This window comes from Skermanella mucosa, from assembly GCF_016765655.2.
Taxonomy (GTDB): Bacteria; Pseudomonadota; Alphaproteobacteria; order Azospirillales; family Azospirillaceae; genus Skermanella; species Skermanella mucosa.
Window position 1 is genome coordinate 1996696 of sequence record NZ_CP086106.1, and the last position, 21973, is coordinate 2018668.

The window sequence follows — 21973 nt, forward strand, 5'->3', positions numbered from 1 at the left end:
AGGAGCCGGCCTTGGACAACCGGGCGGGAGAGATGCAGGTGTTCGTGCGCGTGGTCGAGGCGGGCAGCTTCTCCGAGGCGGCGCGCCAGCTCATGATGACGCCGTCCACCGTCAGCAAGCTGATCGTCCGCATCGAGGAGCGGCTGGGCGTGCGCCTGCTGGAGCGATCGACCCGCCGCCTGTCCCTGACCGACGAGGGCCGGCTCTACTACGAGCGGAGCGGCGCCCTGCTGGCCGAGCTGGACGATGTCGAGCGCGAACTGGCCCAGGGCGCCGGGAGCGCGCGCGGCACCCTGCGGGTCAACGCCTCGGTCGCCTTCGGCACCCACGGCATCGTGCCGCTGCTCCCGGACTTCTGGGCGGCGCACCCCAACGTCACCGTCGATCTCTCGCTGTCCGACGAGATCGTGGACCTCTATCTCGACCGCACCGACATCGCTTTCCGGGTCGGCGAGCTGGCCAGCTCGACCCTCGTCGCCCGCAAGATCGGCTCCGCCCGGCGCAAGATCGTGGGATCGCCCGGCTACCTGGCCCGCCGCGGCACGCCGGAGACCTTCGACGACCTGGCGCATCACGACTGCCTCAGCTTCAACTTCCGCCGGGCGGCGCCGGTCTGGCCGATCCGGGAGGGCGGAAGGGTCGTGGACCGGGTCGTCCAGGGCAGCCTGATCGCCAACAACGGCGAGACGGTGCGGGAGATGGCGCTCCGCGGCGTCGGCCTCGCCCGGCTCGCCGATTTCCACGTCGATCCCGACATAGCCGCCGGCCGCCTGGTCGAGGTGCTGGGCAACGGCGGGGGCAGCGACCAGCCCGGCGACGCGGAGGATGTCCATGCGCTCTATCTCGGCGGCCGGCGCGTGCCCCAACGGGTCCGCGCCTTCCTGGACTTCATGGTGCCCAGGCTCCAGGCCTTCATGAAGCGCGATCCATGAAATCAATTCACAAGTCCTGAGCGGAACGCCCGGATTATCGCGCCCGTCCCTTCGCCTCATATTCCGGGCCGAAACCTGATCAACCCAGCGCCCGCCCCGCCGCAAGGGGAGGGAAGGGACATGCCATGCCTTTAGCCTTGTTCGCCCTGACGATCGCCGCCTACGCGATCGGCACGACCGAATTCGTGATCGTCGGCCTGCTGCCGACCGTCGCGACCGACCTGGGGATCACCCTGCCGCTCGCCGGCCTGATCGTCAGCGTCTATGCCCTCGGCGTCACCTTCGGCGCCCCGGTCCTGACCGCCCTGACCGGCCGCATCGACCGAAAGCCCCTGCTGCTCGGCCTCATGGGCCTGTTCGTCGTCGGCAATGCCGCGGCGGCGCTCAGCCCCAGCTATGAACTGCTGCTTGCCGCGCGGGTGCTGTCCGCCTTCGCCCACGGGGTCTTCTTCTCCGTCGGCGCCACCATCGCCGCCGACCTGGTGCCGGAGAACCGCCGCGCCTCGGCGATCGCCATGATGTTCGCCGGCCTGACCGTCGCGATCGTGACCGGCGTGCCGCTCGGCACCTTCATCGGCCAGACCTTCGGCTGGCGCGCCACCTTCTGGGGCGTCGCGGGACTGGGCGCCGTCGCCCTCGCCGGCATCGCGGCCCTGCTTCCGTCCAACCTGAGCAAGGCTCCCCCGGCTTCCCTGATGGACCAGGTGCGGGTGCTCGGCAGCGCCCGGCTGCTGATCGTCTTCGCCATGACGGCGCTGGGCTATGGCGGCACCTTCGTGACCTTCACCTACCTCGCCCCCGTCCTTCAGGAAATCTCCGGCTTCGACGCATCGAGCGTCAGCCTGATCCTGATCCTCTACGGCCTCGCCATCGCGGTGGGCAACATCGTCGGCGGCCGGATCGCCGACCGCGATCCGGTCAGGGCGCTGACGGTCCTGTTCGCCCTCCAGGCGGTCGTGCTGGTGCTGTTCAGCTTCACCATGATCTCGCCGGCCTGGGCCCTGGTCACGCTGGCGGCGCTGGGCTTCCTCCAGTTCGCCAACGTTCCGGGCCTCCAGCTCTACGTCGTCCAGCTCGCCCGCCTGCACCGGCCCGGCGCGGTGGACGTGGCGTCGGCCCTGAACATCGCGGCCTTCAACCTGGGCATCGCGGCCGGAGCCTGGATCGGCGGCCTGGTCGTCGAATCGCCCCTCGGCCTGCCCGCGACTCCCCGGGTCGGCGCCGTCCTGGTCGCCGGCGCCCTGGGTCTGACCGTCTGGAGCGGCGCGCTGGACCGGCGCCCCCGGGGGGCTCTCCAGGCGGCATGATCCCAGCGATACCGAACCATGGCTTGAATTTCTTCCGCGGGTCCAACACCCTGGCCGCTTCGGGGGGAAACTCGAACAACGAAACGAAGGAGACTTGCCATGGATCTCGGACTGAGCGGACGGAACGCCGTCGTATGCGCGTCCAGCCAAGGCCTCGGCCGCGCCTGCGCCCTGGAACTGGCGCGCGCCGGATGCACCGTCGTGGTGAACGGGCGCGACCAGGCCGTCCTCGACCGGACCGCCGAGGAGATCCGGAAGGAAACCGGCGCCACCGTCATCGCCGTCGCCGCCGACGTCAGCACCCGCGAGGGGCAGGACGCCCTGCTCGCCGCGGTGCCGACCGTCGATATCCTGGTCAACAACAACGGAGGCCCGCCGCGCCGTGACTTCCGCGAGATCGACCGCGACGCCATGGTCACCGGGGTGGTCGGCAACATGGTGACCCCGATCGAGCTGGTCCAGCGCGTGATCGACGGCATGGTCGAGCGGAAGTTCGGCCGGATCGTCAACATCACCTCCGCGTCGGTCAAGATGCCGCTGACCGGGCTGGACCTGTCGAGCGGCGCCCGCGCCGGCCTGACCGGCTTCCTCGCCGGCGTCGCCCGCTCGGTGGCCCATGCCAACGTGACGATCAACTTCGTCCTGCCGGGCTCGTTCGACACCCGCCGGCTCCGCACCGGGCTGGAAGGCGGGGCGAAGGCCCAGGGCGTCGCGGTGGAGGACTTCGCCGACCAGCGCCGCGCCGAGATCCCGGCCCGCCGGTTCGGCGACCCGTCGGAGTTCGGCAAGGCCTGCGCCTTCCTGTGCTCCGCCCACGCCGGCTACATCACCGGCCAGAGCCTGCTGATCGACGGAGGCGCCTACCCCGGCATCCTGTGATCGCCGATCAGGAAATTTTCATGGGATGAGAACAGGACGCGGTTCGTACGCATTGGAACAGTGCGTAATCGAACCGACAGGGAACTTCCCATGAGAACCGAACCCTTCCCGCCGGGCCCATGACGGTCGTCTGGCTCAAGACCGCCCATATCGCGTCGCTGGTCGTCTGGTGCGGCTGCCTGCTCGTGCTCCCGGGCCTGTTCGCCCAACGCCACGGCGTGACGCACGATCCGACCCGCTTCGACCTCCAGCGGCTGACCCGTTTCCTGTTCGTCACCATCGCCTCCCCGGCGGCGTTCGTGGCGATCGGGACGGGGACGGCGCTGATCTTCGCCCGCGAGGTTTTCACCGCCTGGTTCGCCCTGAAGCTGCTGGTGGTCGGCGGGCTGGCGGCCCTGCATGTCCGCCACGGCTTCGTGGTGCTGCGCGTCTTCGAGCCGTCCGGTTCCTACCGGCCCTTGCGCAAGGTCGTCATGACCGGCCTGACGCTCGGGCTGATCTCGGCGATCCTGTGGCTGGTCCTGGAAAAGCCGGCGGTCGACCTGGCGCTCCTGCCGGACTGGCTGCACCGGCCCGGCGGCCTGCGCATCATGGTCGAGGATCTCATCCGTCGCTGGATATCATGAGGCCGATGCCATGATCGAACACCAGCTTGCCGCCGTGCCAGCCGGCGATGCCGACGAAGACGGCGCTCAGGCCCGACAGCGCCAGGCCGAGCGGCAGGATGACCGTCTCGTCGGCAGACAGGCGAAGTCCCCAGTTCATCCCCAGGATGGACAGCAGCATCATCGCCGCGACGGCGTGGGTCCAGCTTGCCGCCCGGTTGCGGATGCCGGGCACGAACAGCAGTTCCGCCGTGCCGGCGATCCCCGCCGCGATGCCGAGCCAGAACGCCGCCCCGCAGGCCCAGAGGCCGGCCCTCGCCCAGAAAGCGTCCCCGGTCCACCAATAGAAGACGTCGCTGCCCAGCGTCGCCATGGTCAGGGCGATCGGGAAGGCCACCATCATGGCATGGATCGGGTGCCCGGCCACGGCCACCAGGGATTCGGTGCCCTTTTCCGCGACCTGGCTGAGCACGGGGTTGTTCTCTTCGACCGGGTTAGGCATGGGTCGGGATCCGTTTCCGTCATGAAAGCATTGTTTCCGTCACTTAACCCGGCGTTCCGGCCGTTCAAGGGACTTGCCGCCGTCACGGCGCTCGCCGGCTGCGGCGGGCCGTTCTCGACGCTCGATCCCGCCGGACCCGCCGCCCAGTCCATCGCGACGCTGTGGTGGGTGATGCTGGCCGGCTCCGTCGTGCTGTTCGGCCTGGTCATGGTCCTGTTCGGCTTCGCCTTCCTGCGCCGGCATCCGGCCGGCGATCCGGATCGGCCGGTGGGGCAGTCCTTCGTCCTGTGGGGCGGGCTGGTGATGCCCGTGGCCGTGCTCTCGGCATTGCTCGGCTATGGGCTGTTCATGGGCGAGAGGCTGGTCCCGCGCCCGGGCGAGGGCGTGCTCCGCGTCGAGGCCCATGCCCGCCAGTGGCAATGGGACTTCGCCTATCCCGACGCGGCGGGCGCCCCGGGAACGACCGATATCCTGCATATCCCGGCCGGGCGCCCGGTCGATATCCACGTCACCAGCGCCGACGTGATCCACAGCTTCTGGGCGCCCCGGCTAGGCGGCAAGATCGACGCCATCCCGGGCCATACGAACGTGATCCGGCTCTTCGCCGACCGGCCCGGCATCTATCACGGCAAGTGTTCCGAGTTCTGCGGCACCGGCCACGCCGTGATGGGCTTCACCGTGGAGGCGCACGACGCAGCCGCCTATTCCGCCCGCCTCGCGGACCCGCGGGACAGTTCCACAGGACATGGCCAGTGACTGAAATCCGAGAAACCCGGGACTTTCCGGCAAGCCCGGAACGTTCCCCCGACATGTCCGCGGCAGGGGCTCCGTCCTCCGACCTGGCGATGCGGCTGCACCGGGACCTCGACCGGATCTGGGGCACGCCGCCCGGCGTCGGCCGGCTGTCGGCGGTGAACCACACCATCGTCGGGCGCCGCTTCATCATCGCGGCCTTCGTGTTCTTCACCATCGGCGGGCTGCTGGCGATGCTGATCCGCGCCCAGCTGGCGACGCCGCACGGCGCCTTCGTCGGGCCGGAGCTGTACAACCAGATCTTCACCATGCACGGCTCGGTGATGATGTTCCTGTTCGCGATCCCGATGTTCGAAGGGGTCGCGATCTACATGCTGCCGAAGCTGCTGGGCGCGCGCGACCTGGCCTTTCCCCGGCTGACCGCCTACGGCTTCTGGTGCTATATTTTCGGCGGCTCGATCCTGGTGGTGGCGATGTTGCTGGGAGTCGCCCCGGACGGCGGCTGGTTCATGTACACGCCCCTGTCGTCCAATGCCTATTCCCCCGGGATCAACGCCGACGTCTGGCTGCTCGGCATCACCTTCGTCGAGATCTCGGCGATCTGCGCCGCGGTCGAGATCACCGTGACCATCCTGAAGATGCGGGCGCCGGGCATGACCATCGACCGGATGCCGCTGTTCGCCTGGTACATCCTGGTGACCGCCGGCATGATGCTGGCCGGGTTCCCGCCGCTGATCCTGGGCTCGATCCTGCTGGAGGCCGAGCGCGCCTTCGACCTGCCGTTCTTCGACCCGACGCGGGGCGGCGACCCGCTGCTGTGGCAGCACCTGTTCTGGCTGTTCGGCCATCCCGAGGTCTACATCATCTTCCTGCCCGGGGCCGGCATGGTCTCCACCATCCTTCCCGTCATGGCCCGGCGGGAGATCGTCGGCTACACCTGGATCGTGGTCTCGGTCGTGGCGGTGGGGTTCCTCAGCTTCGGCCTGTGGGTCCATCACATGTTCACGACGGGCATCCCTCACCTGGCGCTGGGCTTCTTCTCCGCCGCCAGCACGCTGGTCGCGATCCCGACCGGCGTGCAGATCTTCTCCTGGCTGGCCACGCTGATCGACGGGCGGCCCCAGCTGAAGCTGCCCATGCTGTACCTGTTCGGCTTCTTCGTCGTGTTCGTCGCCGGCGGGCTGACCGGCGTGATGGTCGCGGTGGTGCCGTTCGACTGGCAGGTCCACGACACCCACTTCGTCGTGGCGCACATGCATTACGTGCTGGTCGGCGGCTTCGTCTTCCCGCTGCTGGCCGCGGCATATTACTGGCTGCCGCACGTCAGCGGCAAGGTCGCGCGCTATCCCCTGGGCCACGTGGCCTTCTGGCTGATCTTCATCGGCTTCAATGTCACCTTCTTCATCATGCACCTGACCGGCCTGCTGGGAATGCCGCGCCGCGTCTTCAGCTACGAGCCGGGATGGGGCTGGGACCTGCCGAACCTCATCTCCTCCTTCGGCGGCTTCCTGATGACGATGGGCTTCGCGCTGTTCGTCGTGGACGTCCTGCTGCATGTCCGCTTCGGCCGGACCGCGCCGCGCAACCCTTGGGGGGCGAGCACCCTGGAATGGGCCACGGCCACTCCGCCGGCGTCCTACAACTTCGCTTCGCTGCCGACGGTGTCGGGCCGCCATCCCCTGGGGGACGCGCCGGAACTGCCCAGCGATCTGGCCGGGGGCAGGGGATATCTGGGTTTCGCCCGCGAGGGGCGGCAGGAGACGCTGGGAACCCACATGACGGCGGCGACCCCGGACCAGGTCATCGTCCTGCCGGGGCCGACATACCTGCCGCTCTACACCGCGCTGGCGACGGGCGTCGTGTTCCTGGGCCTGCTGTTCAAGGTCTACTGGCTGGCTCCGGTGGGGGCCGCGCTGATGCTGGCGCTGTTCATGCTGTGGACCCGGGACACCGGCCAGTTCCAGGACCGCGGCCCCCTGCCGATCGGCAGGGGGGCTTCCGCCCCGGCCCATTCGGAAGCCGCCGGGCCGCCGTCCTGGTGGGCCATGGTCTTCACGCTGGTCGCCGACGGGGTGCTGTTCTCCTCCCTGGCATTCGGCGCGCTGTTCCTCTGGGTATCGGCGCCCGGCTGGCCGCCGCCCCAGGTGCTGGAGGCCCCGTGGTGGAAGCCCGCGCTGGCCGGGGCCGGGCTGGTCGCGGCGGCCCTGGCGGGCCGGCGCGCGGTCGCGGTGAACGGAAAGGCCGATGCCTCCCGGTCCGCCGGCCGGGACCCGTGGCTCCTCCTCGCCGCCGCGGGCCATGCCTTCGCCCTGGTCTGGCTGGTCCTGCTCGCCCTGGGAACGCCCGGCCCGACGCTGCACGCCTATGGCGCCGTCACGGTGGCGCTGCTGTCCTATGCCGGTTTCCACGCCGCCCTGGGCTGCGTATTCGCCCTGTTCGGCCTGTGGCGGTCCCGCGCCGGCTATATCTCGGCCGCGCGGAGCCTGGACCTCCGCATCGGCGCCCTGTGGCACGGCTACACCGCGGTCACGGGAGCCGCCGCGCTGCTCCTGGTCGCGACGCTGCCCCGGCTGGTGATGCCATGAGCGAGACGGCAAGGCCCGGCAAGCTGCTGCTCCTCGTCACCGGATTCCTGCTCTGGAGTTCGGCCTTCGTCGTGCTCTACGGGGTCCAGGGTCTCGGCTGCCGCCTCGGCTGGGACGATGTGGGCCTCGGTCCGGTTTCCCTGAACCGCGGCGCCCTGCTGGCGGTCTGGGCCCTCCATGTGGGACTGATCGCGGCCATGGCCGCTATCCAGGTGCGCCGGCGTTCCGCCGATCGGGGGGCCGCCGATCGGGGCACCGCCTTCATCGACCGGGCGGGGCTGGCCCTGACCTTCTGCGCGCTGGTGGCGACCATCTGGACCGGGATACCCATACTCACCGCGGGATCGACCTGCAGCTGAGTCCGGGGCAGGGCTGTTTGACCGACATGAACATCGTCACCGCCTGGTTCCGCCGCACCTTCGCCAACCCGCAGGTGGTGCTTCTCGCCGGCCTGCTGATCGCGGGATTCGGCACCCTGGCCCTGGCGGCGGACGTCCTGGCGCCGCTGATCGCCAGCATCGTCATAGCCTATCTGCTGGACGGCCTGATCACCATGCTGGAGCGCCGCGGGATCCCGCGGGGCATGGCGATGGGTCTGGTCTTCAGCCTGTTCCTCGCCATCCTGCTGGGGATCTTCCTGGTCCTGCTGCCGCTTCTGCTCAGCCAGATCGCCCAGCTCATCCAGCAGCTTCCGGCTATCCTGTCGCGGACCCAGGACCTGATCCTGGGGCTGCCCCAGCGCTATCCCGAGATCTTCGAGGACCAGCAGATCCTCGACTTCCTGGCCAGCCTGCGCAACGACCTGATCCTGATCGGGCAGCGCATCCTGAGCGCCTCGGTCGCCTGGCTGCCGGCCCTGGTCAACCTGGTCGTCTACCTCGTCCTGATGCCGATGCTGGTGTTCTTCTTCCTGAAGGACAAGGAGCGCATCCTGGCCTGGGTGCTCAGCTTCCTGCCGCCGGAACGGCGGCTGGCCGAGCAGGTCTGGCACGAAGTGGATGCCGAGATCGGCGGCTATGTGCGCGGCAAGATCTATGAATTCCTGATCGTCGCCGTGGTCACCTATGCGGCGTTCCTGATGCTCGACCTTCAGTTCAGCGCCCTGCTGGCGATCACCACCGGCCTGTCCACCCTGATCCCCTATATCGGCGTCGTGCTGGCCGCGGTGCCGATCGCCGTGATCGCCTATGCCCAGTGGGGCACCGGGCCCGATTTCCTGTGGGTGATGGGCGCCTACGCGGTGATCCAGCTGCTCGACGGCAACATCCTGGCCCCGCTGCTGCTGTCCGAGGTCGTCAACCTGCATCCGACCGCCGTCATCGTGGCCCTGCTGGTGTTCGGCAGCATCTGGGGATTCTGGGGCATCTTCTTCGCGATCCCCCTGGCGTCCCTGGTCCACGCCGTGCTGAACGCCTGGCCCAGGACGCCGCACGCTCCACGGCCCTGAACCTTACCGGGCCTGTCGCGAATACCACTATTTGTCGGGTTTGTCGCAAAGGACGTTCCCTCTGGCATTGCGGCCGCTCGTCCTGAATACACGAAACCGCTGACATATATAATATTTATCCCCACGGAATGGAATTTGCAAAAAGACCCGGCGCCGGCCTTCGAAATTGTCGCCGTCGGGCTGAAGTCGCCCTTCTGTCATCCAACTGTCAGAATACTTGGGATTCCGTCCGGAGATTTTGACCGAACGGTCGGTATTTATTTGATGGGTGATCTTCACCCGGCTCCAGAAAAAGGAAAAAAGCTTTGGCAAACGTGACCTTCCGGTCTCCGGCGATGGCCAAGGACATCACCCTGTACGCCGTCGCGGGCGACCGTGGAACTCTCCTGACCCTGGCCAAGGATCACAAGATTCCGATTCCGTTCGATTGCGGCGACGGCGAGTGCGGCTCCTGCCTGGTGGAGGTCGAACTCCTGAGCACCAACAAGCCCTACGGCATCGCCCTGACCGAAAAGGAAAAGGAGATGCTGCGGCAGCTCGGCAAGATCACCCCGGCCGAGATCGAGAACGCCGAAACCAACGACATGCCTCCGCGCCACCGGCTGGCCTGCCAGTACTTCGTGCGGAACGAGGACATCGCGGTGATCTTCCCGGGCGACGAGACGTTGCCCAAGGCGAGGCCCGCCCTGTCCACGGCGGTGAAGACCTACAAGGGCGGCCTCGAGATCGCCTCGGTGGAGGAATTCCTCGGCTACGCCATCAAGGTGGAGGAGGACGCCGCCATCCACTTCGAAGAGCTTTCCGCGGAAATGGCCAAGGTCGGCAACACGGAGATCGCCGAGCTGTTCGCGAAGCTGGGCGAATACTCCCGTCTGCACCTGGCGGAAGCCAAGGCGCGGGCCGGCTCGACCGACGTCACCTGCTACATTCCGGGCGACCATGTTTGGCCGACCCTGGAAACCCCGGAGCGCACGGCCCTTTGGGCGGGCGACCCGGCGTTGTCGCGGCTGGACGCGCTGAAGGCGGCGCTCCAGGGCGAGAAGCTCGGCTTCGAGTTCTACCTGACCGTCGCCGGCCACACCAAGAACGCCGACATCGCCGAACTCGCCAACGAGTTCGTCAAGGAGGAGAGCGAGCACGTCGCCATCCTCGAGCGCTGGATCGAGCGGGAAGAAGCCGCCCGCAAGGCCGCCGCCCAGGCGTAAAGCCGGCATAGCCGCAAGCCTGTCAGGCACCGGGCGCCTCGCGCGCCCGGTGCCCTCAGCATGTCCACGGATCGACGACGGTGATTCCGCAATCCAGGAAATCGGCAGTGTTCCTGGTTGCCAGCACAGCGTTTCGTGAGTGGGTTATGGCAGCGATCTGCGCATCGAAAGTGCTGGTTGGCCTGCCTTGTCGGCGTCTTGCCGCCGCGATGGAGGCGAATACGACAGCCGCCGCACCATCGAATGGCAACATCCGATTCACGAAATCCTCCGCGAACATCGACTGCGCTGCCATGAGCAGGTCGCTCCGGCGTCTGCCGTCCGGCAGGAGGGCGAGGCCGAACAGGATCTCCGCCTGTGTGACCGTCGTCGTGTAAAGGCTGCCCGCACTCTGCCCGGCAACCCAGCGGACAACAGCTTCCGAAGGCGACGGGCGCATCAACTCCGAAAGCACGTTGGTGTCCAGCACGAACATCATTCGAAGTCTGGAGGGTCACGCAGAATTTCACGGCCCGGATCAGGCAGTTCGACTCCTCCGAAGGGCTCGAACCGTCGCCGGATCGACTCGCCGAGATGCACCGGCGATTGTCCTTCTTCCGTCAGGGCCGCACGCAGGATGTGCCGGGCCTCTTCCTCCATGGAACGGCCGTGATGAGCCGCGCGCACCCGCAACCTTGCCTTCATGGCGTCTTCCAGGTTCCGGATCGTTATGGTGGCCATGGAGCGCTCCCGTCACTGCCAGCGGGAGCAGGTTAGCATTGATGGCGATGAATGCAATGACAGCGTAATCGGGTCGGCTATCGCGGCCTCGTGAAGAGCCGGTACTCTTCTCCGGGCGGGGGAAGGCGGGACGGGGAGCAACCGCCGCGAAAGCGATCGATCCCCGCAGCCACCCTGCCTCAGCCGAAGGCCTGGATGCCGGTCTGGGCGCGACCCAGGATCAGGGCGTGGATGTCGTGGGTGCCCTCGTAGGTGTTGACCGCCTCCAGGTTCATGACGTGGCGGATCACGTGGTACTCGTCCGAGATGCCGTTGCCGCCCAGCATGTCGCGGGCGACCCGGGCGATGTCCAGCGCCTTGCCGCAGTTGTTGCGCTTCATCAGGCTGATCGCCTCCGGCGGGGCGCGGTGCTCGTCCTTCAGCCGGCCCAGCCGCAGCGCGGCGTGCAGGCCCAGCGTGATCTCCGTCTGCATGTCGGCCAGCTTCTTCTGGATCAGCTGGTTGGCCGCCAGCGGCCGGCCGAACATCTTGCGCTCCAGCACGTAGTCGCGCGCCTGGTGCCAGCAGAACTCCGCCGCCCCCATGGCGCCCCAGGATATCCCGTAGCGCGCGTTGTTCAGGCAGCCGAACGGTCCCTTCAGACCCTTGACGTTGGGCAGCAGGTTATCGTCCGGAACGAACACCTCGTCCATCGCGATGCCGCCGGTGATCGAGGCGCGCAGGCTGAACTTGCCCTCGATCTTGGGGGCGCTCAGCCCCTTCATGCCCTTCTCCAGCACGAAGCCGCGGATGTCGCCGGCATCGTCCTTGGCCCAGACCACGAACACGTCGGCGATCGGCGAGTTGGTGATCCACTGCTTGGAGCCGCTGACCGAGTAGCCGCCGTCGACCTTGCGCGCCCGGGTCTTCATGGAGCCGGGATCGGAGCCGGCGTCCGGCTCGGTCAGGCCGAAGCAGCCCACCCACTCGCCGCTGGCGAGCTTGGGCAGGTATTTCTGCCGCTGCTCCTCGGTGCCGTAGGCGTGGATCGGGTGCATGACCAGCGAGGACTGGACCGACATGGCGGAGCGGTAGCCCGAGTCCACCCGCTCGACCTCGCGGGCGATCAGGCCGTAGCTGACATAGCCGACGCCGGCGCAGCCGTAGCCCTCGATGGTCGGCCCGAGCAGGCCCAGCTCGCCCATCTCGGTCATGATCTCGCGGTGGAAATGCTCGTGCCGGTTCGCTTCCAGCACGCGCGTCATCAGCTTGTCCTGGCAATAGCTCCGCGCGCTGTCGCGGACCATGCGCTCTTCCTCGGAAAGCTCCTCCTCCAGCAGCAACGGGTCTTCCCACTGGAAGGCCGCGGGGCCGGAAGCCTTGGATTTCGTTTCGGCGATGGTGATGGTATCTCCGGTCATATAGGTTACACCCGTTCTAGGACGGCGGCGATTCCCTGGCCGACGCCGATGCACATGGACACGACGGCATAACGGCCGCCGCCGCGGTGGAGTTGCCGGGTCGCAGTCAAGGCGAGCCTCGCGCCGGAAGCGCCGAGCGGATGCCCGACCGCGATGGCGCCGCCATTGACATTGAGCCGGCTGTCGTCGGCCGACAGTCCCAGCCCATGCAAGCAGCCCAGGACCTGGGTCGCGAACGCCTCGTTGATCTCGATCACGTCGACATCGCCCAAGCCCAGCCCGGCGCGTTCCAGGGCCTTCCTGATGGCCGGCACCGGCCCGAGACCCATGACGCGCGGCTCGACCCCGGCGACGGCGCCCGACACGATCCGGGACAGCGGCTTCGCCCCGGCGCGCTCGCCGGCCTCGCGGCTTCCGATCAGCAGCGCCGCGGCCCCGTCGTTGATGCCCGACGCGTTGCCGGCCGTCACCACGCCGTCGCGGAACAGCGGCTTCAGCTTGGCGAGCCGTTCCATCGTGGTCTCGGGCCGGGGATGCTCGTCGGTCGCGACCGTCTCGACGGCGCCCCGCCTGCCCGGAACCCCGACCGGCACCAGTTCGCCGTCGTAATAGCCGTCGGCCAGCGCCGCCGCATATTTCCGCTGGGACTCCAGGGCGAAGCGGTCGCTCGCCTCGCGGGTGATCTGGAGGTCCTGGCCGATATTGTCGGCCGTCTCCGGCATGGAGTGATTGCCGTGCTCCTCGACGATCCGCGGGTTGGTGAAGCGGGCGCCCATGGTGGTGTCGAACGCCTTGATCTCGCGGGAATAGGCCGATTCCGACTTGCCGATCACGAAGGGTGCGCGGCTCATGCTCTCGACGCCGCCGGCCACGATCAGGTCGCCCTGGCCGACCGTCACCGCGCGCGACGCGTCCAGCACCGCCGACAGACCGCTGCCGCACAGGCGATTGACCGTCAGCCCCGGCACCTGGAACGGCAGCCCCGCCAGCAGGCCGGCGTGCCGCGCCACGTTGCGGCTGTCCTCGCCGGCCTGGTTGGTGCAGCCGGCGATGACGTCCTCGATGTCCTCCGGCCTGAACGGCCCGCGCTCGACCACGGCCTTGATGACGCCGGCCAGCAGGTCGTCGGGACGCACGCCCGCCAGCGCTCCCGCATGGCGGCCGAACGGCGTCCGCAGGCCGTCGTAGATATAGGCTTCGAGCATCGGCTCACTCCCCCTCGGATGTTATCGCCCCGCCGCGCAGCTTCGATGTTTCGCTAAGCGGAACTCAATTTTGCATTCTTGACCTGACCATAATACGAGCGTATGGTCCGTGTAAAGCGTGCAAGGGAGATGAAATTCATGGCCGGCGATGTGGAGGACCTGGAAAGCCCGGTATCGGCGCCCGTCGCCGATGTCGAAGCCGCCGATCAGCTGGCATCGGACGAAATAAAGGATCGTCAGTTCGTGGTCGCCCTTGCACGGGGTCTTGAGGTTCTTCGAGCATTTACACAAAAGGACAGCGTACTGGGCAACCAGCATATCGCGGCCATTACCGGATTGCCGAAGCCGACCGTCTCCCGGCTGACCCACACGCTGACGCGCCTGGGCTATCTGTCCTACTCGGAACGGCTCGGCAAGTACCAGCTCGGCACCGCCGTCCTGTCGCTGGGCTACGCGGCGCTGGCCAACGTGGGCGTCCGCCAGATCGCCCGGCCGTTCATGCAGGAACTTGCGGACCATGCCGGGGCGTCCGTCTCGCTCGGCAGCCGCGACCGCCTCAGCATGGTCTATGTGGAGCATTGCCGGTCCGACGCGACGGTGACGCTGCGGCTCGACCTCGGCTCCCGCATCCCGGTGGAGACCACCGCCATGGGCCGCGCCCTGCTGGCGGCCCTGCCGGACAGCGAGCGCCGCTACCTGATGGACCGCGCGGCGAAGCGCGATCCCGGGAACTGGCCGCGCATGGAAGCCGGGATCGAGCAGGCGGTGGAGGACTACCGCACCCGGGGCTTCGTGATCTCCGCCGGGGATTGGCAGTCCGACGTGCATGCCGTGGGCGTGCCGCTGATCCCGCCCGACGGCTCGCCGATCCTCGCCTTCAACTGCGGCGGCCCGGCCTTCCTGTTCGACCGGCGGCGCCTGACCGACGATCTCGGCCCCCGCCTGGTCAATCTCGTCCGGAACGTCGAAGCGGCCCTGCTGCGCCGCTGAACCAAGAAAATTCTTCAAGGGAAACAGCTCAGAATGGCACTGGACCAGGATACCCTCAGCCAGTTGATCGACACCGTCGGCCGCTTCGTGCGCGAACGCCTCGTCCCGAACGAGGAGCGCATCGCCGAGGAGGACTCGATCCCGGCCGACATCGTCACCGAAATGCGCGAGCTGGGCCTGTTCGGCCTCTCCGTCCCGGAGGAATACGGCGGCCTCGGCCTCAACATGACCGAGGAGGTCCAGGTCGCCTTCGAGCTGGGCCAGACCTCGCCGGCCTTCCGCTCGCTGATCGGCACCAACAACGGCATCGGCTCCCAGGGTATCGTGATCGACGGCACCGACGAGCAGAAGCGCAAGTACCTGCCGCGCCTGGCGTCGGGCGAGATCATCGGCTCCTTCGCCCTGACCGAGCCGGGCTCCGGCTCCGACGCCGCCAGTCTGCGCACCTCGGCGCGGCGCGACGGCGACGACTACCTGCTCAACGGCACCAAGCGCTACATCACCAACGCGCCGGAAGCCGGCCTGTTCACCGTGATGGCCCGCACCGACCCGCAGGACAAGGGGGCAGGGGGCATCACCGCCTTCCTGGTCGAGGCGGGGACCCAGGGCCTCCATATCGGCCCGCACGACAGGAAGATGGGCCAGAAGGGCAGCCACACCGCCGACGTGATCTTCGAGGATTGCCGCGTGCCGGCCTCCGCCATCATCGGCGGCCGCGAGGGGCAGGGCTTCAAGACCGCCATGAAGGTGCTCGACCGCGGTCGCCTGCACATCGCCGCCGTCTGCGTCGGCGTTTCCGAGCGGCTGATCCGCGACAGCCTGCGCTACGCCATGGAGCGCCAGCAGTTCGGCAAGCCGATCTCCGACTTCCAGCTGATCCAGGCGATGCTGGCCGACAGCAAGGCGGAATCCTATGCCGCCCGCTGCATGGTCCTCGACGCGGCCCGCCGCAAGGATGCCGGCGAGGTGGTGAGCACCGAGGCGTCGTGCTGCAAGCTGTTCGCCAGCGAGATGGTCGGCCGGGTCGCCGACCGCGCGGTGCAGATCCATGGCGGCGCCGGCTACATCGCCGACTATGGCGTGGAGCGCTTCTACCGCGACGTCCGCCTGTTCCGCCTGTACGAGGGCACCAGCCAGATCCAGCAGATCGTCATCGCCCGCAACATGGTCCGGGAGGCGAGCTGACATGCGTCCCGCCGAGCCTGCCGAGAAGGAGTGGACGCCGGAGCGTGCCGCCCAGGCGCTGTCCCGGATACCCCGGCGGATCAGCCACATCATCCGCCCCTGGGCCGAGACGGCGCCCGACCATCCGGCCCTGGTGGAGGGCGGCACGATCTGGACCTACGGCCAGCTCGCGGCCCACATCGCCTCGACCCGTGCGACGCTCGCCGAACTCGGCGTGCAGCCCGGCGACCGGGTCATGATCGTCAGCGAGAACAGCCTGGCTCAGGCCGTGCTCCTGCTGGCCGCCGCCGAGATGGACGCCTGGGGCGTGATCGTCAATTCCCGCCTGTCCGCCCGGGAGATCGACCAGATCCGCGACCATAGCGGCGCCCGCCGGGTGTTCTACACGGTCGGCGCCTCCGGCCCGGCGGCGGCCCATGCGGAACGCCACGGCGCCAAGCCGGTCGAGATCGCCGGACTGACCGGCGCCGTCGCGGTCGGCCCGCCGATCGCCGAACCGCTGCCCGAACCAGTCCACGCCGACGGTGCCGACCAGGTCGCCGTGCTGATCTACACCTCGGGCACGACCGGGCACCCCAAGGGCGTCATGCTGACCCATCGGAACGTGCTGTACATCGCCGCCATCTCCGGCGGGATGCGCAGGCTGGACTGGGACGACCGCGTCTACGGCGTGCTCCCCATCACCCACGTGTTCGGCTTCGCCTCGGTCTTCCTGGGCACCCTGTTCCACGGTGCCACGCTGTTCCTGAACCCCCGGTTCGATCCCGCCGCCGTGGTGGACTCCCTGGAGAAGGACCGGCTCACGGTCTTGCAGGGCGTCCCGGCCATGTTCGCCCGGCTGATCGAGCATCTGCGGATCACCGGCCAGGAGACCGTGCCCCATCCGGCGCTGCGCTTCCTGTCCGCCGGCGGCTCGCCGCTGGACCCCGCGATCAAGGCCGAGGTGGAAGCGGTGTTCGGTCTGCCGCTCAACAACGGCTACGGCCTGACCGAGTGCGCGCCGACCATCGCCCAGACCCTGATCGAAAAGCCGTGCGCGGATTGCTCGGTCGGCCCGATCCTGACCGGGATCGAGGCGAAGCTGGTCGGCACCGACGGTTCCCCCGTCCAGCCCGGCGGCATCGGCGAGCTGTGGGTCCGCGGCCCGACCGTGATGAAGGGCTATTACCAAGCCCCCGACGAGACCGCCGAGGTGCTGACCCCGGACGGCTGGTTCAACACCCGCGACCTCGCCCGGTTCGAGGACGGCAACCTCCACATGGTAGGCCGTTCGAAGGAGCTGATCATCCGCTCCGGCTTTAACGTCTACCCGCCGGAGGTCGAGGCCGTGCTGAACGCGCACCCGCTGGTCACCCAGTCCGCCGTGGTCGGCCGCAGCGTCGCCGGCAACGAGGAGGTGGTCGCCTTCGTCCAGCTCCAGCCCGGCGCGAAGGTGACCCCGGAAGCCATATCCGCCTTCGCGGCGGAGCGCCTGGCCCCGTACAAGCGCCCGTCCGAGGTCGTGCTGCTCGAAACCCTGCCGGCCAGTGCTACCGGCAAGGTGATGAAGAGCCGCCTCGCGGAGTTGGCGCAGGCCGGAAGCGGGTAACCCGGCGCCGGCGCGCCGGCCACGACAAAGTCCAGGCAAAACTGGCCGAAAAGAACATACCGGAGGAGACCCCATGAACCATCCAGCCCGGCATCTCGCCTGCGCCGCGGCGGCTCTCGCGCTGCTGCTCCCAGCCGCCGACCTGTCCGCCGCCGAGTTCAGGCTCGGCTCCCAGATCGCCATGAGCGGCGCGCTGGCCCGCGTCGGCATGGCGACCAACGAGGGCGTCAACGTCGCGGTCGAGATGTTCAACCGCGTCCACCAGGGCAGGCACACCGCCAGCCTGATCACCGTGGACGACGAGTCCAACCCGGCCAAGGCGGTCGCCGCGATCGAGCAGATGGCCCCCCAGGTCCAGGCCTTCTCCGGCGGCTACGGCTCCAACATCATCGGCCCCGCGTCCGAGACCGCCGAACGCGCCGGCAAGGTCTACATGACCTCGGGCGGCGTCGCGTCCGAACTGGTCAAGCGCGGACTGACCAACTTCTTCCGGATCAACAACGGCGAGGGCTATTCCCGCGCCCTGGTGGGCATGCTCAACGACCTCGACATCAAGTCGGTCGCGATCCTGCATTCCACCAAGGACGCGACCCAGGAGGTCGCCCATCAGGTCGAGGAGGGGCTGGTCGCCAACGGCACCAAGGTCAGCTTCCACGCCTTCGACCCCGCGATCAGCGATTTCAAGCCGATCCTGCACAAGGTCAAGGTCCTGGACAAGCCGGACGCGATCGTGATGGTCGGGTACGAGAACGACTATGTCGGCATCCTGCGCGCCGCCCGCGTCATGCAGCCCGGGATCAAGCTGATCGCCGGCGTGTGGTCGCTCGCCACGGGCAAGATGGCAAACGACTTCCCCGAGCTGATGCAGAACGTCGTCGGCACCTCGACCCTGCCGTATCCGGTCGCCTTCACCGACCCGGAGGCGCAGGAGTTCGCCAAGGTCTACAGGGACCTCTACAAGAAGTCGCCCGACTATCTCGGCGTCTTCGGCTATGTCCAGACCCGGCTGCTGCTCGACGCCATGCTGCGGGCGGAGGAGGCCGGCGCCCTGGACCAGCCCGGCGCCGTCGCGGCCGAACTGCGGAAGTCCCTGAACGACACGCTGATCGGCCCGGTCCGCTTCGACGAGACGGGAGACAACCCGGAATTCACCCACCGCATGGGCCAGCACCAGGGCAAGCAGGTCGTCCTGGTCTGGCCGGAGAAGGCCGCGACCGGCCCGGTGAAGTTCCCCGCGACGCCCTGGACCACGCCCCGGGTCGCCTCCGAGTAAGCAGCCCCAAACACGCGAGCGGAAATCCATGTTCGAACTCGTCCTGCAATCCCTCTACGCGGGATTGCTTGCCGGGGGCTATTACGCCCTGATCGCCCTCGGCCTCACCCTGATCTTCGGCACCATGAAGGTGATCAACCTCGCCCACGGCGAGATGGTGCTGCTGGCCGCCTATATCGCCTATACCGCCGAGAGCGTCTACGGCATGAACCCGGTCATCGCGATCCCCTTCGCGGTCCTGGTGGTCGTGCTCACCTCGGTCGCGGTTTACGGGCTGGTCAGCCGCATCCGCCAGGATCGGGAGCTGAACTCGCTGATCCTGACCTTCGGCATCGGCATCGTGCTGACCAACTTCGTCCTGATGGTCTGGTCGGCCGACATCCGCTCGACCAACGTGCCCTGGTTCAACGAGCCCGTAGTGATCGCGGGCACGCTCTACAGCACCAGCGCGCAGGTGCTGTTCTTCCTGTCGGGCGTGGCCCTGACCGCCGCCCTGTGGTGGTGGCTGAACCGGAGCTGGTACGGCCGCTCCCTCCGCGCCGTCGCGTCCAACCGCAACGCCGCCATGCTGATGGGCGTCAACCCGCGCACGACCGAGGTGATCTCCTTCGTGATCGCCGGCCTGCTGGCGGGCATCGCCGGAATCGCGATCTACACCGTCACGGTGATCCATCCCGACCTGGGCCACCACCTGACCATCAAGGCCTTCGTCATCACCGTGCTTGCCGGCCTGGGCTCGATCCCCGGCGTGCTGCTCGGCGCCATGCTGATCGGCGTCGCGGAGTACCTGACCATCACCCTCGCCAGCTCCGCCCTGCAGGAACTGACCGGCATGGTGCTGTTCCTGCTCGTCCTGTTCATCCGGCCCTCGGGCCTGTTCGGTTCCCGCGGGAGGGTCGGCTGATGCGCGCACTTCCTTACGTCGTCATCGCGGCCTGCTACGCGGTCGTCCCGTTCGCCCTGGGCGGCAACGACTATATCATGAGCCTTGTGGTGGCGGCATTGACCCTGGCCGGCATCGCCCTGTCCTGGGCGCTGCTCGGCAACCTGGGCGGCATGGTCAGCTTCGGGCACGCCGCCTTCTTCGGCGTCGGCGCCTATACCTCGGCCATCCTCGCCAAGGACATGGGGTTGCCGGTCTTCCTGGCGATGCTGGCGGGCGGCATCGGCGCCGCCCTGATCTCCGTCGTGACCATGCCGGCGCTGCGGCTGCGCGGCCCTTACTTCGCGCTGGCGATCCTGGCCTATGCCCAGATCTTCCGGATCCTGGCGAACGAGATGACCTGGCTGACCGGCGGGGCGGGGGGCATCCTCAGCATCCCGCCGCTGCCCACCGTCTTCGGCTTCGACTTCTCCGGCAAGACCGGCGCCTATCTGGTGATCCTGACGCTGCTGGTCCTGGGCGTGCTGGCCTACAAGCTGATCCGCGACAGTTACTGGGGCCTGGCGCTGAAGGCGATGCACGACAGCGAGGACGCGACCCGCGTGATCGGTGTTCCCAGCACCCTGCTGAAGGCGGCGATGCTGGTGGTCTCCGCCTTCATGGCCGGCGTGGTCGGCGCCTTCAACGCCCATGTCATCGGCTTCCTGGAACCCGACTACGCCTTCGCCGGCACCTGGTCGGTCATTCCCGTGGTGGCGGCGATCTTCGGCGGCTACCGCACCCTGTCCGGCCCGATCCTGGGAGCCCTGGTGATCTATCTGCTGGACCAGCTGCTGTTCAAGAACCTGATGCCCCAGGGCCACCAGATCATGTTCGGCGTGCTGCTGGGCGCCATGATCCTGTTCAGCCCGTCCGGCCTGCTGCCGCTCCTGACGCGCCCCTTCGCCCGCTCCCGGCGTGAGGCCACCACCACCCCGACCACGGAGAAGCGCCATGCTGCTGCGGCTTGAGGACATCACCGTCCGCTTCGGCGGCATCACCGCCCTGACCGGGGTCAATCTCCAGGTCGAGGACGACAGCGTCGTCGGCCTGGTCGGCCCCAACGGCGCCGGCAAGACCACCCTGTTCAACGTGATCTCCGGCCTGGTCCGCCCGACCGGGGGGACGGCCCGCTTCGGCGACACCGACCTGGTCAAGGGCAGGATCCACGAGCGCGCCCGCGCCGGCATCGGCCGCACCTTCCAGATCCCGCAGCCGCTGCACGAGTTGACGGTGCGCGAGAACCTGGTGGTCGCCCAGCGCTTCGGCGCCGGCAAGTCCGACCCGGCGCGCATCGCGGAGATCCTGGACTTCCTGAACCTGAGCCACAAGGCCGACGCCCACGCCGCCACCGACTTGGCGCTGAGCGAGCAGAAGGCGCTGGAGGTCGGCAAGGCGCTCGCCACCGAGCCTAAGCTGCTGATGTTGGACGAGGTCCTGGCCGGGCTGGAGACCAGCGGCAAGCGCGCCTTCATGGGGATGCTGGCCCGCCTGCACCGGGAGTGGCGCCTCGCCATGATCGTGATCGAGCACGACATCGAGACGATCTCCCGCCTGTGCCAGCGCTGCGTCGTGCTGAACTTCGGCAAGGTCATCGCCGACGGCACGCCGGACGCCGTGTTCAGCGACCCGGAAGTCCGCCGCAGCTACACCGGAACCGGAGCCGACCATGCCTGAAGCCAATATGCTGGAAGTCGAGAACCTCCGCGCCGGCTACGGCGCCATCAACATCCTGTGGGACCTGTCCCTGACCGTTCCCGAGGGCCGGACCACCGTCATCGTCGGCCCCAACGGCGCCGGCAAGACGACGCTGCTGCGCGCCGTCATGGGCCTGGTGAAGCCGACCAAGGGCGACATCCGCCTCCAGGGCAAATCCACCGCCGGCCGGCCCACCTGGGACATCGTGCATGACGGCGTCGTCATGATCCCGGAGGGCCGGATGGTCTTCCGCGACATGACGGTGGAGGACAACCTGCTGATGGGTGCCTTCCCCCGCCCGTGCCGCGCCCGCGCCAAGCAGAACCTGGCGATGGTGTTCGACCTGTTTCCCCGCCTGGCCGAGCGCCGCGGCCAGCCCGCCGGCTCGCTGTCGGGCGGCGAGGCGCAGATGGTCGCCATGGGCCGCGGCCTGATGGAGGAACCCAAGGTCGTCCTGATCGACGAGCCCTCGCTGGGCCTCGCCCCGGTCATCGTGGACGAGATCTTCAGGATCATCGCCCGCCTCAAGCAGGAAGGCCGGACCATCGTCCTGGTGGAGCAGAACACCCACCGCGCCCTGGCCGTGGCCGACCATGTCCACCTGATGCAGAGCGGCCGCGTCGTCCTGTCGGAGCCGGCCTCCGCCGTGAACCTCGACCGCCTGCACGACCTCTATTTCGCCGCCGAAGCCGCGCCCGCCTGACCGGTGTTCCGGCCATGGGAAGCCGTGCCGGGCGGCCCCTCTTGCAAGGGGCCGCCCTTCCGGAACTGTAGTGG

The 21973-nt window shown here is 68.3% G+C and carries 22 protein-coding genes; 17 read left to right on the plus strand and 5 right to left on the minus strand.

Translation table 11 applies throughout. From position 1 onward, the window contains the following. The first annotated feature begins 11 nt into the window (after positions 1-11). The 4 genes from JL100_RS09045 to JL100_RS09060 all read left to right on the plus strand — a co-directional run bounded on the left by JL100_RS09045 (position 12) and on the right by JL100_RS09060 (position 3744). On the plus strand, positions 12-932 hold the full coding sequence (locus tag JL100_RS09045) for a LysR family transcriptional regulator (protein ID WP_202683420.1): 921 nt from the start codon (positions 12-14) through the stop codon (positions 930-932). Positions 933-1057: 125 nt separating this feature from the next. After that, positions 1058-2239, plus strand: coding sequence for an MFS transporter (locus JL100_RS09050; protein ID WP_202683419.1), 1182 nt, complete (start codon positions 1058-1060; stop codon positions 2237-2239). A gap of 99 nt (positions 2240-2338) precedes the next feature. Next, positions 2339-3118 carry an SDR family oxidoreductase gene (locus JL100_RS09055; RefSeq protein WP_202683418.1) on the plus strand — a complete coding sequence of 260 codons (780 nt, stop codon included), beginning with the start codon at positions 2339-2341 and terminating at the stop codon, positions 3116-3118. A gap of 119 nt (positions 3119-3237) precedes the next feature. Further along, entirely contained in the window at positions 3238-3744 is a 507-nt protein-coding gene (locus JL100_RS09060) for a CopD family protein (protein WP_202683417.1), read from the plus strand. Here JL100_RS09060 and JL100_RS09065 read toward each other — a convergent pair. After that, positions 3722-4225 (minus strand): DUF2231 domain-containing protein, encoded by a 504-nt coding sequence (locus JL100_RS09065; protein ID WP_202683416.1) that lies wholly within the window; start codon positions 4223-4225, stop codon positions 3722-3724. The two genes, JL100_RS09060 and JL100_RS09065, sit on opposite strands and share 23 nt — an antisense overlap. Positions 4226-4246: 21 nt before the next feature. On the opposite strand from JL100_RS09065, the gene coxB reads away from it, so the two are divergent. The 5 genes from coxB to JL100_RS36670 all read left to right on the plus strand — a co-directional run bounded on the left by coxB (position 4247) and on the right by JL100_RS36670 (position 10215). Further along, positions 4247-4981 carry a cytochrome c oxidase subunit II gene (coxB, locus tag JL100_RS09070; RefSeq protein WP_202683415.1) on the plus strand — a complete coding sequence of 245 codons (735 nt, stop codon included), beginning with the start codon at positions 4247-4249 and terminating at the stop codon, positions 4979-4981. Between the two features lie 53 nt (positions 4982-5034). Further along, positions 5035-7563 (plus strand): cytochrome c oxidase subunit I, encoded by a 2529-nt coding sequence (ctaD, locus tag JL100_RS09075; RefSeq protein ID WP_202683414.1) that lies wholly within the window; start codon positions 5035-5037, stop codon positions 7561-7563. Next, a complete protein-coding gene (locus tag JL100_RS09080; protein WP_202683413.1) occupies positions 7560-7922 on the plus strand; it encodes a hypothetical protein in 363 nt (120 codons plus the stop codon). Before ctaD ends, JL100_RS09080 begins: the two co-directional genes overlap by 4 nt. Positions 7923-7948: 26 nt before the next feature. After that, positions 7949-9010: an AI-2E family transporter gene (locus JL100_RS09085; RefSeq protein ID WP_228421332.1), complete on the plus strand. Its 1062-nt coding sequence runs from the start codon at positions 7949-7951 to the stop codon at positions 9008-9010. Between the two features lie 314 nt (positions 9011-9324). Next, on the plus strand, positions 9325-10215 hold the full coding sequence (locus JL100_RS36670; RefSeq protein WP_323378539.1) for a ferritin family protein: 891 nt from the start codon (positions 9325-9327) through the stop codon (positions 10213-10215). A gap of 55 nt (positions 10216-10270) precedes the next feature. Here JL100_RS36670 and JL100_RS09100 read toward each other — a convergent pair whose 3' ends face one another. From JL100_RS09100 to JL100_RS09115, 4 genes are all read right to left on the minus strand, one after another. Continuing rightward, on the minus strand, positions 10271-10693 hold the full coding sequence (locus JL100_RS09100) for a type II toxin-antitoxin system VapC family toxin (protein ID WP_323378456.1): 423 nt from the start codon (positions 10691-10693) through the stop codon (positions 10271-10273). Continuing rightward, positions 10690-10935, minus strand: coding sequence for a FitA-like ribbon-helix-helix domain-containing protein (locus JL100_RS09105; RefSeq protein ID WP_202683410.1), 246 nt, complete (start codon positions 10933-10935; stop codon positions 10690-10692). The genes JL100_RS09100 and JL100_RS09105 overlap by 4 nt, the downstream gene beginning before the upstream one ends. A 179-nt stretch (positions 10936-11114) precedes the next feature. Beyond that, on the minus strand, positions 11115-12335 hold the full coding sequence (locus tag JL100_RS09110; RefSeq protein WP_202683409.1) for an acyl-CoA dehydrogenase: 1221 nt from the start codon (positions 12333-12335) through the stop codon (positions 11115-11117). A 5-nt stretch (positions 12336-12340) separates the two neighbouring features. Continuing rightward, positions 12341-13540: a 3-oxoadipyl-CoA thiolase gene (locus JL100_RS09115; RefSeq protein ID WP_202683408.1), complete on the minus strand. Its 1200-nt coding sequence runs from the start codon at positions 13538-13540 to the stop codon at positions 12341-12343. A gap of 138 nt (positions 13541-13678) precedes the next feature. On the opposite strand from JL100_RS09115, the gene JL100_RS09120 reads away from it, so the two are divergent. The 8 genes from JL100_RS09120 to JL100_RS09155 all read left to right on the plus strand — a co-directional run bounded on the left by JL100_RS09120 (position 13679) and on the right by JL100_RS09155 (position 21899). Then, complete coding sequence (locus JL100_RS09120; RefSeq protein WP_202683407.1) at positions 13679-14530, plus strand: IclR family transcriptional regulator; 852 nt, start codon at positions 13679-13681, stop codon at positions 14528-14530. Between the two features lie 33 nt (positions 14531-14563). Further along, the gene (locus JL100_RS09125) at positions 14564-15715 is read left to right on the plus strand and encodes an acyl-CoA dehydrogenase family protein (protein WP_202683406.1); all 1152 of its coding nucleotides are present in this window, start codon (positions 14564-14566) and stop codon (positions 15713-15715) included. Between the two features lies 1 nt (position 15716). After that, positions 15717-17303 (plus strand): class I adenylate-forming enzyme family protein, encoded by a 1587-nt coding sequence (locus JL100_RS09130; protein WP_202683405.1) that lies wholly within the window; start codon positions 15717-15719, stop codon positions 17301-17303. A gap of 73 nt (positions 17304-17376) precedes the next feature. After that, positions 17377-18576, plus strand: coding sequence for an ABC transporter substrate-binding protein (locus JL100_RS09135; protein ID WP_202683404.1), 1200 nt, complete (start codon positions 17377-17379; stop codon positions 18574-18576). Positions 18577-18604: 28 nt separating this feature from the next. Continuing rightward, positions 18605-19480 (plus strand): branched-chain amino acid ABC transporter permease, encoded by an 876-nt coding sequence (locus JL100_RS09140; RefSeq protein ID WP_202683403.1) that lies wholly within the window; start codon positions 18605-18607, stop codon positions 19478-19480. Then, positions 19480-20469, plus strand: a complete 990-nt coding sequence (locus JL100_RS09145; protein WP_202683402.1) for a branched-chain amino acid ABC transporter permease — start codon at positions 19480-19482, stop codon at positions 20467-20469. Before JL100_RS09140 ends, JL100_RS09145 begins: the two co-directional genes overlap by 1 nt. Next, positions 20453-21175: an ABC transporter ATP-binding protein gene (locus JL100_RS09150; protein ID WP_202683401.1), complete on the plus strand. Its 723-nt coding sequence runs from the start codon at positions 20453-20455 to the stop codon at positions 21173-21175. Before JL100_RS09145 ends, JL100_RS09150 begins: the two co-directional genes overlap by 17 nt. After that, positions 21168-21899 carry an ABC transporter ATP-binding protein gene (locus JL100_RS09155; RefSeq protein WP_228421157.1) on the plus strand — a complete coding sequence of 244 codons (732 nt, stop codon included), beginning with the start codon at positions 21168-21170 and terminating at the stop codon, positions 21897-21899. The genes JL100_RS09150 and JL100_RS09155 overlap by 8 nt, the downstream gene beginning before the upstream one ends. Positions 21900-21973 lie beyond the last annotated feature (74 nt).

Excerpts from the sequence above, each read along its gene's own strand:
- JL100_RS09050 (WP_202683419.1), top strand. The coding sequence starts at position 1,058 with ATGCCTTTAGCCTTGTTCGCCCTGACGATCGCCGCCTACGCGATCGGC.
- JL100_RS09055 (WP_202683418.1), top strand. The coding sequence starts at position 2,339 with ATGGATCTCGGACTGAGCGGACGGAACGCCGTCGTATGCGCGTCCAGC.
- JL100_RS09060 (WP_202683417.1), top strand. The coding sequence starts at position 3,238 with ATGACGGTCGTCTGGCTCAAGACCGCCCATATCGCGTCGCTGGTCGTC.
- JL100_RS09065 (WP_202683416.1), bottom strand. The coding sequence starts at position 4,225 with ATGCCTAACCCGGTCGAAGAGAACAACCCCGTGCTCAGCCAGGTCGCG.
- coxB (WP_202683415.1), top strand. The coding sequence starts at position 4,247 with ATGAAAGCATTGTTTCCGTCACTTAACCCGGCGTTCCGGCCGTTCAAG.
- ctaD (WP_202683414.1), top strand. The coding sequence starts at position 5,035 with ATGTCCGCGGCAGGGGCTCCGTCCTCCGACCTGGCGATGCGGCTGCAC.
- JL100_RS09080 (WP_202683413.1), top strand. The coding sequence starts at position 7,560 with ATGAGCGAGACGGCAAGGCCCGGCAAGCTGCTGCTCCTCGTCACCGGA.
- JL100_RS09085 (WP_228421332.1), top strand. The coding sequence starts at position 7,949 with ATGAACATCGTCACCGCCTGGTTCCGCCGCACCTTCGCCAACCCGCAG.
- JL100_RS09100 (WP_323378456.1), bottom strand. The coding sequence starts at position 10,693 with ATGATGTTCGTGCTGGACACCAACGTGCTTTCGGAGTTGATGCGCCCG.
- JL100_RS09105 (WP_202683410.1), bottom strand. The coding sequence starts at position 10,935 with ATGGCCACCATAACGATCCGGAACCTGGAAGACGCCATGAAGGCAAGG.
- JL100_RS09110 (WP_202683409.1), bottom strand. The coding sequence starts at position 12,335 with ATGACCGGAGATACCATCACCATCGCCGAAACGAAATCCAAGGCTTCC.
- JL100_RS09115 (WP_202683408.1), bottom strand. The coding sequence starts at position 13,540 with ATGCTCGAAGCCTATATCTACGACGGCCTGCGGACGCCGTTCGGCCGC.
- JL100_RS09120 (WP_202683407.1), top strand. The coding sequence starts at position 13,679 with ATGGCCGGCGATGTGGAGGACCTGGAAAGCCCGGTATCGGCGCCCGTC.
- JL100_RS09125 (WP_202683406.1), top strand. The coding sequence starts at position 14,564 with ATGGCACTGGACCAGGATACCCTCAGCCAGTTGATCGACACCGTCGGC.
- JL100_RS09130 (WP_202683405.1), top strand. The coding sequence starts at position 15,717 with ATGCGTCCCGCCGAGCCTGCCGAGAAGGAGTGGACGCCGGAGCGTGCC.
- JL100_RS09135 (WP_202683404.1), top strand. The coding sequence starts at position 17,377 with ATGAACCATCCAGCCCGGCATCTCGCCTGCGCCGCGGCGGCTCTCGCG.
- JL100_RS09140 (WP_202683403.1), top strand. The coding sequence starts at position 18,605 with ATGTTCGAACTCGTCCTGCAATCCCTCTACGCGGGATTGCTTGCCGGG.
- JL100_RS09145 (WP_202683402.1), top strand. The coding sequence starts at position 19,480 with ATGCGCGCACTTCCTTACGTCGTCATCGCGGCCTGCTACGCGGTCGTC.
- JL100_RS09150 (WP_202683401.1), top strand. The coding sequence starts at position 20,453 with ATGCTGCTGCGGCTTGAGGACATCACCGTCCGCTTCGGCGGCATCACC.
- JL100_RS09155 (WP_228421157.1), top strand. The coding sequence starts at position 21,168 with ATGCCTGAAGCCAATATGCTGGAAGTCGAGAACCTCCGCGCCGGCTAC.